Source organism: Pedobacter sp., assembly GCF_031119335.1.
GTDB lineage: Bacteria > Bacteroidota > Bacteroidia > Sphingobacteriales > Sphingobacteriaceae > Pedobacter.
The window spans coordinates 75,307-87,818 of record NZ_JAVHXT010000007.1; the positions used below are offsets into that span (position 1 = coordinate 75,307).

A 12,512-nucleotide genomic window follows, 5' to 3' on the forward strand; every position below is an offset into this window, starting at 1 on the left:
TTATTGGGCTTTTATTTTTTGCTTATAAATTCTAATCGCTTCGGACGGTTTATCAGCCTCCATTATTCCAGAAACTATTGCAATTCCCGAATAAGGTAGTTCGTTTAACATTTCTATATTTTCTGGTTTTATGCCTCCCGCTAAAAAAATAGGTAACGATGTAATTTTTCTAGCATCTTTAACTGTTTTAAATGTTACTAAATCACAACTATTTGCCGTTGATGAGGAGAACATGGAGCAAAAAGAAATGTAGTTAAGTTCATTATCATTTGCCCATTTAACCACAGATAAATCGTTATTACACGTAACTCCTGTAATAATTTTTCGGCCTAGATCGTGTTTTATTTCATAGATGTTATTTTGAATTTCGTCAAAATGAACACCATCTAAATCTATTTTTTTTAATAGCTGCCACTGGTTATTGATAAGCACAGGAATATTTTTTTTATGGCACAACCTCAGTATTTCATCAGTAATTTCTAAGGGATCTTCATTAGGCTTAAAATTATCCCATATTTGAATTATTGCTATCTCTTCACTAAGAATTTCGTTAAGCTTGCTCAACAATGTTTCTCTTTTTACAGACGGGTCAATAATGAGATAAATTCCATTTTGCACTGTTTTCATCATTTCCATCCATTTTTTAACGCCCCAAAAAACGCAGCCCAATAAGGATCTGTTTCCATATACTCCATTACAGCAGCTTTATCGTTGGCAACAAGAGTTATTCCCTTTTCTTTTTCACATAGCTCCCCAACTTCTATACAGGGAATATTTTTTTCGCCCAGTTGGGCTATCACTTTAGCCGATGCTTGTTTTTCGCAAGCAATAATCATGGAACCCGCCCCAACAGAATACCTTGGATCTATATCAAAAATCCTGCAAACTTCGGCCTGAATTTCTGCAATTGGTAACTTGTTATTATAAACAATAGCTCCATTTCCAGAGGCTACGGCCAGTTCATATATTGCACCCAACACTCCTCCTTCAGTCACATCATGCATTGCTGTAACGTATGAATTTTCATCATTTTTACCCGCTGCAACCAATGCGTCTTGCAATGATGATGTATCGTAAAACGAATTACATGCTTGTTGATAGATTTCTATTCCGGCTTTATTTTTTACGGTTTCCGGAAAGCTCATGGCAAGAATTGCAGACGACAATAATGCACTAGTTTTTGTTACCAAAATTGCATTCCCTGACTTTGCCGATGTTGACACCAATAGTTTGTTTTTAGGCGCTATTGTAATTAAAGTCCCTCCTCCAGCAATTGTAGAGTTCTGGCCTTCAATAAACCCTGTGTGTCCTCCCGTTATAGCAACTTTTATTGCCGAGCAGAATTTATGTATATATTCCCAATATACCTTAAAATCGGCTTTTGAAAAAGTGGAAGGAAGGTTTAATACAAACTGGCCATACATAGGTGCATAGCCTGTGGTAGCCATGTCATTTGCCATAAGATGAACAGACAACCATGCTGATTCCTCTAGCCCAAGAGAGGGTACTAAAGATAAAGGATCACTAGTTAATGCTAAAGCCATATCTCCCGGCAAATCAATAACCGAAACATCAACACCAAACCCAGCTCCAGTAACCACCTCTTTACGCTTGTAACCGCAATTGTTATAAATGAGCTGCTCGAATAATTGATGGTCTATTTTACCAAGCTTATCATTCATTATTTTACATCTTTTAGCTGTATGTATAGCCCAAAAAAATCGCCAAATGGAAGCCCCCATTGCTGGACAGGAAACCATTTTGGAAGCCCTGTACAATTCCAATGAATGGTATATTCGCGGCCTTCGAGTGCTTTATGGATAATCTTTGTAAGCATTTGTGGAGAGTAAAAAGTAGCGGTAATGTAGAAAGGATTCTTTCCAAAAATTTGTTGTACCCTTCGCCTTACTACTTTGGTAGAGTAGCGGTTCATCATGCCCATGGCTACGCCATACTTGGCTACTCTTGCCGCTTCTCGTATTACCTTTACCGGGTCTTTATAGTATTCAAAAGTGGTAATAAATGCCAGAGCATCAAAAGTATGATCCTTAAACGGCATATGATGTGAATCTGCCATTACCAAATCACCTTCAAAAAGATGCTTTGCTTGTGATAACATCAATGGAGAAATATCGCCTCCCGTTGCTTCTATTCCTATTTCTTTCCACCATCTGGTAAAACGTGCGGTTCCGCAGCCAAACTCTAGCAAGGTTTTAACACGTTGGTCATTGCCAACCAGCTGCTCCATTACCTTTTTTTGCCAAATTTCAGCCCTTTTATAAGGCCCTTCGTACCATTGCTCGTAAGTATCGGTGTGTTCTCGGTTAAAAAACCATTCTGGTCTTCCCTGCCAGTTTTGTTGGCTTATCGGAATTAAATTGGTCGAAAATTTTTCTAAATCCATTTCTGTTTTCTTAAACTATGTCGTTAAAAAAACCAACGGAAGGAGTCTGAAAATAGATTGTCTCCACTTGCATCCCTACGTTGGCATTATCCAAATCAGGTATCGGGTATCATCTCAGCCTTGCGGCACCCCGTGCTATTATATTGGTAAATATAGGTGGTATAATTGGTGGAACAAAATTTATAGCGCTTTTAGCTAGCGCTAATAAATCCTCCTATCCAATATTTGTTTCTTTTACTCAGTGCTATTGCATAACTTCGCCCACATCATAAGTTCTTAACTTTATTTCAAATCAAACCGATGATGGTTTCCGAGTAATATCGGAATTAATAGGGAATCGTGTGCAAATCACGAGCTGTCGCGCAACTGTAAATCCTCTTTTTAGGAAGAACAGCGTTACCAACAATGCCACTGTTACAAATATTGTAGCGGGAAGGCGGTAGCACTGGGGATAAGTCAGGAGACCTGCCATAATCGAATTGACGATGTCTTCGCGTAATAGGACAAAGGGTCAGGTATGATGAGCTAGCGTACAGCATTTTTGCTGTGGCTATGTTTTTCTATTCCCTAAACACTATTTCTAGGCATTATTTAGAGTTGGGCTTTAAATATTTTTTCATTTAAACCCTTTTAAAATGCAAACTCAAATTTTGGGCTACCCGCGAATTGGTAGTCAAAGAGAATTGAAAAAAATCTGCGAAAGCTATTGGGCAGGCACCACTGGTTACAAAAATGTACTTCAGGTGGGAAAAAACATCCGTAAGGAAAACTGGGAGTTACAAAAAAACTTAGGAGTAGACATTATTCCATCTAATGATTTTTCTTTCTACGACCAAGTATTAGACCATTCTTTAATGTTTGGTGCCATTCCGCAACGTTATAATGCTGTGGCTACCAAAGCAGGTCATTCAGAATTAGATCTTTATTTTGCTATGGCCAGAGGCTGCCAAAAAGATGGCTTGGATATTATAGCCATGGAAATGACCAAGTGGTTCGATACCAATTACCATTACATTGTTCCAGAATTTTATAAAAATCAATCTTTCAGCCTCTTTTCAACTAAGGTAATTGATGAGTTTTATGAAGCCCTTCAGTTAGGTATTACCACCAAACCCGTACTAATTGGCCCAGTAAGTTATCTCCTTTTAGGTAAAGAGAAAGAAGCTGGTTTCGATAAAATTGATTTGCTCAAAAATCTTCTTCCCGTTTACGTAGAATTGTTAAAAAGGTTGAAGTCTTTAGGAGCAACGCACATACAATTTGATGAACCTTTTTTGGTTTTAGACTTATCTGAGAAAGAAAAACAGGCGTACCAAACTACGTATCAACAGTTGAGAAAAGCCTTTCCGGAACTGAAATTTATTTTAGCCACCTATTTTGGTGCGCTAGAAGATCATACCGATTTGACATTAAGTTTACCTGTTGATATCATCCATGTTGATTTAGTTAGGGGGCCACAGCAGTTAGACGAAGTGATTGGCAAAATCCCTTCGGAAAAAACGCTTTCGTTAGGACTAGTTGATGGCAGAAACATTTGGAAAAATGATTTTGAAAACTCGCTTTCCATCATTAAAACAGCGGTTGAAAAACTTGGAAAAGACCACATTTGGATTGCGCCTTCTTGTTCATTAATTCATGCTCCAGTAGATTTAGAACTGGAAAAAAACGAAGCCGTTTTAACATCAGAAATTAAACAGTGGATGGCTTTTGCCAAACAGAAAGTAGCAGAACTAAGTACATTAAAACAACTGGCGTTAGGCGAAGAAGCAACTTTGGCAAAAGAAAAATTGGCACAAAATAATAGCGCACAGCAAAGCCGTAAAAGCTCTCCTTTAATCCACAATGTGGAAGTAAAAAATAGAGTTAAAAACATCATAAACACCGATGCTGAACGCAAAAACAACTTTGCGAAAAGACGGATTTTACAACAAGAGGAGTTACAGTTGCCTGCTTTTAGTACCACTACCATTGGCTCGTTTCCGCAAACAACAGAGGTAAGAAGTTGGAGAGCAAAGCTGAAAAAAGGAAGCTTAAACCAGGTACAATACGACCAACTGATTGCCATTGAAACAGAAAAAGCGGTGCGCTGGCAAGAGGAAATTGATTTGGATGTGTTGGTGCACGGAGAGTTTGAACGCAATGATATGGTTGAATATTTTGGCGAACAATTGAACGGTTTTACCTTTTCTCAAAATGGTTGGGTACAAAGCTACGGTTCTCGTTGTGTAAAACCTCCCATCATCTACGGCGATATCACCAGACCAACTGCCATGACCGTAAAATGGACCAGCTATGCACAATCTCTTACATCGAAATACATGAAAGGAATGTTAACCGGCCCTGTAACTATTTTGCAATGGTCTTTTGTGCGTAACGACCAGCCACGCTCCGAAACCTGTACACAAATTGCCTTGGCCATTAGGGACGAAGTGGTTGATTTGGAAAACGCCGGCATTAAAATTATTCAAATTGATGAACCTGCTATTAGAGAAGGTTTGCCTTTACGCAAGGCGGATTGGAAAGCTTATTTAGACTGGGCGATTAAAGCTTTTAGAATTTCGGCTAGCGGCGTAAAAGACACAACCCAAATTCATACGCACATGTGCTACTCTGAATTTAACGATATTATTGATAGCATTGCTGCCATGGATGCCGATGTAATTACCATTGAAACTTCTCGTTCGCAAATGGAACTACTTAATGCTTTTGCCGACTTTAAATATCCTAATGAAATTGGCCCGGGTGTTTACGACATTCATTCGCCAAGAGTTCCAAATAAAGATGAAATGGTTGATTTATTGAAGAAAGCGGCTACCGTTATTCCAAAAGAACAACTTTGGGTAAACCCAGATTGTGGCTTAAAAACCCGCGGTTGGGACGAAACTAAAAGGGCTTTGATAGAAATGGTAGAAGCCGCTAAAATGATGAGAAATAGTTAATACTACTTTTAAACCTACAGACTTACGAAGCTTAGAAAACTTCGTAAGTCTTTTGATTTTAAATATCTTTGAACATGACCTTAGAAGAAAGAATAGCGGCATCAAGAACCAGCATATTTAAAACTGTATTTCCCAATACAACCAATCATTACGATACCTTATTTGGTGGCACAGCAATGCACATGATGGACGAAGTTGCTTTTATTACCGCCACAAGATTTAGCAGGCAGGTAATGGTAACCGTAAGTAGCGACCGTATTGATTTTAAAAAAGCCATTCCCGGAGGTACGTTTGTAGAGTTAGTTGGTAAAGTTACCCACGTTGGCAATACCAGTTTAAAAGTTAATGTAGAAATTTACATCGAGCAAATGTATGCCGAAGGTAGAGAATTGGCGATACACGGAGATTTCACTTTTGTAGCCCTAGATGAGAACAAAAAGCCAACAGCAGTAATTAAATAGATCATATTTAACTCCGTTTGGTCTAGTTTTTGTTTAACATTTGGTAAAACACACCTAATATGAGAAAAATATTATTGTCTACCGTGATATATGCTGGTCTTTTATTCTCGGCTTGTTCTACTACTAAATCTCCAGAATTACAGAAACTAGAAGCTAGAAAAGAGGTACTGGAACTTAGCACTAAAAGAAACCAATTGAGAATTGACTTAGAAAAAGAGAAGGCTAACAATGCTCAATTGAAAAAAAATGTACAAAGCTTAAACGCACAAGCAAATAAGAAGACAGATAAATTTTCGGCATCTAATCCTAACAGCACCGCTAAACAAGCAAGTGAAACTGCAAAACTGCTTAGAGACGTAGAAAAAGCAAATAGAAAACTTGAAGCCAGCGAAAGAAAGTCAAATAAAATCCAAAAGGATATTGATAAGGTACAGGAAAAGATAAACAAGCTAAGTAAACAAATTGAATTTGTTGATAAAACGAAATCTTAGAACGGCAATATCAAAAAAGAGCCTTGCAAAATAAATTGTAAGGCTTTTCTTTTGCCAACCTATCTTTGAGATAATTGATTTCACTAAAAATTAATTTATTACTTTCGCTTATGGCACAAGAAGACTTAACTAAAATATCTACCGTAGAGCTTGAGAAAAAAGCAAAAATGATGAAGCTAGCGATCATTACCATCAGTGTTTCTATGATTATAATGACGATTTCTGGAATAATTCTATCTATTAAAAAGGGATTTAGTGCAATGACAATAACAGCAATTGCTTTCTTTCCTTTAGTAATTATATTTTCATCACAATTGAAGAAAATAAATGAGGAATTGAAGAGTAGAGTTAGCTAAAGACTAATGCGTTAACAAATACAAATAAACGTAAACAATTGGCGCTGCAATGAGCAAGCCATCAAAACGGTCTAAGAAACCACCGTGACCAGGCAAAAAAGTACCCGAATCTTTTACGTCCAAGCTTCTTTTTAGCATTGATTCAACCAAATCGCCAAGTGTACCAAAGCTCGAAATAATAGCCGCCATACCAGCCCAAACTATTGGTTGGACTTCTGTAAATTGAAATGAAATAATGATGGCCACTACCAAGCTGGTAAATACACCTCCAAAAAAGCCTTCCCACGATTTCTTAGGCGAGTGTCTTTCGAAAAGTTTGCGCTTGCCCAATTTCATTCCAAATAAGTAAGCGCCTGTATCATTTGCCCAAAGCATCAACAAAAAAGCCAAAGGAAAATGGAAGCTGTAGTTATTAAAATCCATCAAAAACCCTAAAGAATAGAAGAAACAGAAGGGTACGGTAACGTATATAAATCCCACGAATGTGTAGGAAATGTTAGCAAAAGGTATTTTGTTTTTCTTGTACAGCTCGGCAATAAATACAGAAAAAACCAAAGGAATGATCAGCAAAAGGTATTTCAGCTCAAACTGGAAAAAATGGTAAGCAGCGGTAGTTAAAAAGATAATTGTTGCTACTGCTACCCCGATATTTCTGTGAGGGCGTATCCCACCTATTTTTACCATTCCGTAAAATTCTAGTAATGCTACAACGCTCAAGATAAGATAGAAAGCAGAGAAGGTATATGCTCCTAAAAAGATGGAGCCCAACATCACGATAGTAAAAAAGAATGCGGTAATTGCTCTGGTTTTCATGACTAGATTTGAGTATTGAGATGTGAGATATGAGACATAGTTATTTAGTTACTATCCGCTGATTTTTGGACACTTTGCTTACGGACAAACTCGAACAAAGCTAAGGTTAATATTGCACTAATTAAATAACCGTACCAAGGCAGGGCGATATCATCGGCGTTTGTGTAGCTCTGATTATTCATTTGCAAATAGTACGCCGCACAAACTGCATAAGCATTATTTAAAAAGTGTGCAAAAACTGCATACCAAATGCTGCCAGTCCAAAAGTAAACGTAGCCAAAGGCGGCACCCAGAAGCATACGGGGTAGGAAGCCGTAAAACTGAAAGTGGATAGCGCTAAAAATTATTGCAGAAATCCAGATGGCAACATGAGGGTTAGATTTGATGCGAAAGATTATTCTTTGTACAGCTCCTCTAAATATAAATTCTTCGCAAATGGCAGGAGTAATTGCAACCACCAAAATGTTAAACAACAACCCTCCAATCGTTTTCATTTTAAACATGGCTTCGGTAACCTCTGCTAGTTTATCTTCCTGTTCTCGCATCCACCTTTCTATGCTTTTTAAAAAATCTGGAAGTACCATTTTCTGGTTCCACTCAATAGAAAGCCCCATTATAGGCATCCAACAAATAGAAAGTATCGCAACCAGCATTAGTAAGTTTAGTTTTGGAGCCGTCAGTCCATAAAATTTTGATAACCGCTTGCGCTCTATAACCGCCAATAATATCGCTGGAACTAGAAATAGTCCGATTTGTTGTCCTACTAAAAATATCTTAAAAGCATCAGGGTATTTCATTTCTGATTTTAAAACACTTAGCAACACCGGCAAACCATAGCATACATATATTAACCCAGCACTAATAATGGCTAATATAACTACCCCGCCAATAGCAAACAGCAGCAGAAACAATAGCTGCACAAATGGGGTGTTCTCTGGCTTATACTGACTAGCTTGATACATTTTTATTTTTATACGTAACTTTGCAACGTTTTAATTGGCTTTGAAGATAGAAAAATGTCTGTAAAGATAGGAAATATTGATTTGGGAGAATTCCCTTTGTTATTGGCACCCATGGAAGATGTGAGCGATCCTCCTTTCCGTTATGTGTGCAAACAAGGTGGAGCAGATATGATGTACACGGAGTTTATTTCTTCGGAGGGCTTAATTCGCTCTGCGGCAAAAAGTAGAGCAAAGCTTGATATTTTCGAATACGAACGCCCAATTGGCATCCAAATTTTTGGTAGCGATATAGAAAGTATGCGTGAAGCTACAGAAATTGCCACCCTAGCCGGACCCGATTTAATGGACATTAACTACGGATGCCCAGTTAAAAATGTAGCTTGTAGAGGTGCCGGTTCTGCCCTTTTGCAAGACATTGATAAAATGGTAAAAATGACGGATGCTGTAGTAAAAGCTACACATTTGCCCGTTACCGTTAAAACCCGCTTGGGTTGGGACGACAATACCAAAAACGTTGAAGAAGTTGCAGAGCGTTTGCAAGATATTGGCATACAAGCTTTAACTATTCACGGTAGAACTAGAGCACAATTGTATAAAGGCGAGGCCGATTGGACCTTGATTAGAGAGATTAAACGTAATCCTCGCATTAAAATTCCAATTTTTGGAAATGGTGATATTGATCGTCCAGAAAAAGCTGCCAATTGGCGATTAGAATATGGTGTAGACGGCATGATGATTGGTCGTGCTGCCATAGGTTACCCTTGGATTTTTAGAGAAATAAAGCACTTTTTTGCTACTGGAGAACATTTAGCCGGCCCAACGGTCGCAGAACGCGTAGAAGCTTGCCGAACACATTTCGTAAAATCTATTGAATGGAAAGGACCGAAAGTAGGTGTATTCGAAATGCGCAGACATTACTCTAACTACTTTAAAGGTTTGCCAGATTTTAAACCTTATCGTACTCAATTAGTTAAGGAAGAAAATATAGACACCATCTATGCGCTATTAGATGAAATTGCAGACAAATATGCCAATGTAACGCCCATTTCTGAAATGGCGTGATTATTGAGTAATCCTATTTGTTAAAACTTATTATTATGGTTACAGCAACTACACAAGGCGTAAAAATTTCGGTTGACACCATTTATCAGGATGAACATTCTAGTCCTGAAAGTGGGCACTTTATGTTTGCCTATCGTATCCATATCGAAAACCTTTCCGATTACGAAATACAGTTAATGCGCCGCCAATGGTTCATTTTTGATTCTAACGGCACAGTTAGAGAGGTTGAAGGCGAAGGTGTTGTAGGTGTACAGCCGGTTATTGCTCCAGGCGAAAGCTATTCTTATGTTTCTGGAAGTAATCTTAAAACTGATATAGGAAGTATGCGTGGTCGTTATTTAATGCACCGCGTCTTAGACAATACCGAGTTTTTAGTAGACATTCCGGAATTTGAGCTGATTGTTCCTTTTAGATTGAACTAGTTTTACGATGAATGTTTCGTTCATCAGAGATTTGTACATTCCCATTCAACCTACGGTTAAATCTTACGGCACAGTCACTTATCAAGAATTTATACCGAACCCGCAACTACAACCATTTATTTACTGTTACTGGCAACTTAAAACATCCGAAAAATTAGCTGCCCCATTTAATTATCGTGTTGTTGCCGATGGCTGCATAGATATTTTCTTCGAGCTCGAAAACCCGTCTGAAAACTTTGTGATGGGATTTTGCAAGAAATATACCGAGTTTGAATTGGCTTCCGAATTTAACTACATTGGCATTAGGTTTTTGCCAACCATGTTTCCTCAGCTATTTGGAGTTGATGCATCGATTATTAGCAATAAAGCGGAAGAATTAAACTTAGTTTTGCCCAAAGTTGCATCATTTATTCAATCTTATTTTAACACAAATGTGGATATCAATTCCGCTGTTAAACTAATAGACGAATTTCTTTTGGAGCAAGTTTCTATAATGGATTTTCAAAATGATGCTCGTCTTTACAATGCCATTTCTTTAATCATGAAGAATTTCGGTGTTCTTAATATCGATGAGATTGACATCGGTTTAAGTCAGCGGCAGTTACGTAGGCTTTTTGATTTTTATATAGGCGATTCGATGAAAACCTTCAGTAAAGTTGTTCGCTTCCAAAATATCTTAAGAGCAAAACCATCAACCCAAAGTTTAAAGAATAATAAGCTATTTTTTAATGCAGGATATTTTGACCAATCTCATTTCATCAAAGATTTTAAACATTTCTATGGAGTTACGCCAAGCAAGGCTTTTGAAAGGTGATTTGGGATAAATAAACCAAAGGAATTAAGATTATTTAAGCATACCGTCTTATTTTGCTTAATGCTTAAATATCAAACTAAGTCCGATTTTTACAATTTTTGCAAAGCTCGATTAGCCAATTTTGTGTCAATGAAAGTAACACATTATCTAATTATTGCGATGTTAGCTTTAACGAGCAACATTTATGGTCAAACTAAAAACAAAAATGCCATGAAACTAAATGCAGGGATCATTACCGAAAAATTAGCAGAAACGAAGAAATTTTACACCGAGGTTTTAGATTTTGGTGTCACCTTCGAAAACGAGTTTTATCTATTATTGCACACACCCAACAAAAGTGCAGAAATCAGTTTCCTTTTACCCAACCATCCCTCTCAACAGCCTTTATTTCAGCAACCATTTAAAGGGACAGGCATGTATTTAACCATTGAGGTTGAAGATGTCGATACTTTATATCAAATCTTAAAAAAGAAAGGTGTAGCAATTAAAATAGACATTAGAAATGAGCCTTGGGGCGATAGGCATTTTGCTATTCAAGACCCAAATGGTGTAGGAATTGACTTGGTAAAGTATTCACCGCAGCAATAAAATTCATTGTAATTCCTATCTATGTCGCATTTGCAACATGCTCAATTTTAAATATTTCGTACCTGTTGTGCATTTGTGAGATTTAGCCACAGATACACAAATGAAATACAGATTTAAAACATACAAAAACTGAACTTTTGAACTAAAACACTTTATTGAGCGACAATATTTCGCTTCAATTTTATTTAAAAACAAAAAAATCAGTGTATCTGTGGCTAAATGCACAACAGGTATTTCGTGTTTTCTTTAGTAATTCTTTATTTTCGTTGTATCTAAATCATGATACGTCTCGAACTAATTGATACCGTTAAGAAACAATTTCCCAACTTAGACTTAAGCACTAAGGAAGGTATCATCAAATTCTCAAAAGTTGTAAAAGCTGAAATTAAACTGTTTGGTAATTTCTCTCCACAAGAAGTAGAAGATGTAATTGCGTTTTTAGAAAAGTACGGGAACACTTTTGATCCATTATTTAACCATAAAAATATTGCTATAATTCTTCGTGGACAGGGGGAAAACATCACACTTTCGCCAGTTAGAGATAAGCTGCCCGAAGAAACCATCCAAGAATTTAGAACACTTTTTGCTGAAAATACCCTTAACTACATTAAGCAATGTATCAAACTGAACGAATGGATCAACCTTAAAAACTTGTTTAGGGCCTATCCTTTTGTTGTTGACGACTGGGTTAAGGATGAAACATTAAAGTCGTTAAGCTTAAAGAACATGGCGCTTGTAACCGCCATTAAAGAAAAGGAATTTATAGCTTTTACAGCACAATACCCTTACGCTACAGACGTAAGCTATTTCGCCATGTTAAGTGCCGTAGATCATTTCTATTTTGATGAGGATATGCTTCGGATAAACCATGCGTTAGCGAGTTCTCCTAAAAACACATCCGATTTTCTTGTGCTGGGGAATATGATGTATGCACTAAGCTTCTACAATGCCTACAACGAGGATGTAAAACAAGTATTAGAAGCCAATAAGCGAGCTGCCCATGCCATGCTAAACATCACAGACAGTTCTACTTCCCGCAACTCGGGCTACGACGATCGTATGGGATGTATCCTTTATATCGTTTTCATTATTTTGTTAGCGATTTTGATTTTTGTAGTTGGTGTAGAAATTCCAAGAGGTGTAGTTTTAGTAATTATTCTTGCAATGAAGTTAATTTTCTTTTTATCGAAAAAATAAAAT

The 12,512-nt window shown here is 37.3% G+C and carries 14 protein-coding genes and 2 riboswitches; of the genes, 9 read left to right on the forward strand and 5 right to left on the reverse strand.

Features of this window, described 5'->3' with window-relative positions; all coding sequences use genetic code 11:
* Genes REI64_RS09550 through REI64_RS09560 form a run of 3 tightly spaced genes read right to left on the reverse strand, consistent with a single transcriptional unit; the run spans position 1 to position 2,404 of the window.
* Entirely contained in the window at positions 1-630 is a 630-nt protein-coding gene (locus tag REI64_RS09550) for a thiamine phosphate synthase (protein WP_308849887.1), read from the reverse strand.
* Complete coding sequence (locus REI64_RS09555) at positions 627-1,682, reverse strand: AIR synthase family protein (protein WP_308849888.1); 1,056 nt, start codon at positions 1,680-1,682, stop codon at positions 627-629. Before REI64_RS09555 ends, REI64_RS09550 begins: the two co-directional genes overlap by 4 nt.
* Complete coding sequence (locus REI64_RS09560; RefSeq protein WP_308849889.1) at positions 1,682-2,404, reverse strand: class I SAM-dependent methyltransferase; 723 nt, start codon at positions 2,402-2,404, stop codon at positions 1,682-1,684. Before REI64_RS09560 ends, REI64_RS09555 begins: the two co-directional genes overlap by 1 nt.
* A 55-nt stretch (positions 2,405-2,459) precedes the next feature.
* A riboswitch (TPP riboswitch) is annotated at positions 2,460-2,547 on the reverse strand.
* A 144-nt stretch (positions 2,548-2,691) separates the two neighbouring features.
* A riboswitch (cobalamin riboswitch) is annotated at positions 2,692-2,892 on the forward strand.
* 147 nt (positions 2,893-3,039) lie between these two features.
* Here REI64_RS09560 and metE point away from each other — a divergent pair.
* From metE to REI64_RS09580, 4 genes are all read left to right on the forward strand, one after another.
* Positions 3,040-5,343 carry a 5-methyltetrahydropteroyltriglutamate--homocysteine S-methyltransferase gene (gene metE, locus REI64_RS09565; RefSeq protein ID WP_308849890.1) on the forward strand — a complete coding sequence of 768 codons (2,304 nt, stop codon included), beginning with the start codon at positions 3,040-3,042 and terminating at the stop codon, positions 5,341-5,343.
* Between the two features lie 74 nt (positions 5,344-5,417).
* Positions 5,418-5,804: an acyl-CoA thioesterase gene (locus REI64_RS09570; RefSeq protein ID WP_308849891.1), complete on the forward strand. Its 387-nt coding sequence runs from the start codon at positions 5,418-5,420 to the stop codon at positions 5,802-5,804.
* Between the two features lie 59 nt (positions 5,805-5,863).
* Positions 5,864-6,295 (forward strand): hypothetical protein, encoded by a 432-nt coding sequence (locus tag REI64_RS09575; protein WP_308849892.1) that lies wholly within the window; start codon positions 5,864-5,866, stop codon positions 6,293-6,295.
* A 110-nt stretch (positions 6,296-6,405) separates the two neighbouring features.
* Positions 6,406-6,651, forward strand: a complete 246-nt coding sequence (locus REI64_RS09580) for a hypothetical protein (protein ID WP_308849893.1) — start codon at positions 6,406-6,408, stop codon at positions 6,649-6,651.
* Between the two features lie 3 nt (positions 6,652-6,654).
* Here the strand turns inward: REI64_RS09580 and REI64_RS09585 are convergent, their stop codons facing one another.
* Positions 6,655-7,464: a phosphatidate cytidylyltransferase gene (locus REI64_RS09585; RefSeq protein ID WP_308849894.1), complete on the reverse strand. Its 810-nt coding sequence runs from the start codon at positions 7,462-7,464 to the stop codon at positions 6,655-6,657.
* A gap of 44 nt (positions 7,465-7,508) precedes the next feature.
* Positions 7,509-8,426: a CPBP family intramembrane glutamic endopeptidase gene (locus REI64_RS09590; protein WP_308849895.1), complete on the reverse strand. Its 918-nt coding sequence runs from the start codon at positions 8,424-8,426 to the stop codon at positions 7,509-7,511.
* A gap of 54 nt (positions 8,427-8,480) precedes the next feature.
* On the opposite strand from REI64_RS09590, the gene dusB reads away from it, so the two are divergent.
* The 5 genes from dusB to REI64_RS09615 all read left to right on the forward strand — a co-directional run bounded on the left by dusB (position 8,481) and on the right by REI64_RS09615 (position 12,509).
* The gene (gene dusB, locus REI64_RS09595; RefSeq protein WP_308849896.1) at positions 8,481-9,488 is read left to right on the forward strand and encodes a tRNA dihydrouridine synthase DusB; all 1,008 of its coding nucleotides are present in this window, start codon (positions 8,481-8,483) and stop codon (positions 9,486-9,488) included.
* Positions 9,489-9,523: 35 nt separating this feature from the next.
* Positions 9,524-9,910: a Co2+/Mg2+ efflux protein ApaG gene (apaG, locus tag REI64_RS09600; RefSeq protein ID WP_308849897.1), complete on the forward strand. Its 387-nt coding sequence runs from the start codon at positions 9,524-9,526 to the stop codon at positions 9,908-9,910.
* A 7-nt stretch (positions 9,911-9,917) separates the two neighbouring features.
* On the forward strand, positions 9,918-10,724 hold the full coding sequence (locus REI64_RS09605) for a helix-turn-helix domain-containing protein (protein WP_308849898.1): 807 nt from the start codon (positions 9,918-9,920) through the stop codon (positions 10,722-10,724).
* Between the two features lie 129 nt (positions 10,725-10,853).
* The gene (locus REI64_RS09610) at positions 10,854-11,312 is read left to right on the forward strand and encodes a VOC family protein (RefSeq protein ID WP_308849899.1); all 459 of its coding nucleotides are present in this window, start codon (positions 10,854-10,856) and stop codon (positions 11,310-11,312) included.
* 279 nt (positions 11,313-11,591) lie between these two features.
* Positions 11,592-12,509 carry a hypothetical protein gene (locus REI64_RS09615; RefSeq protein WP_308849900.1) on the forward strand — a complete coding sequence of 306 codons (918 nt, stop codon included), beginning with the start codon at positions 11,592-11,594 and terminating at the stop codon, positions 12,507-12,509.
* The last annotated feature ends 3 nt before the right edge of the window (positions 12,510-12,512 follow it).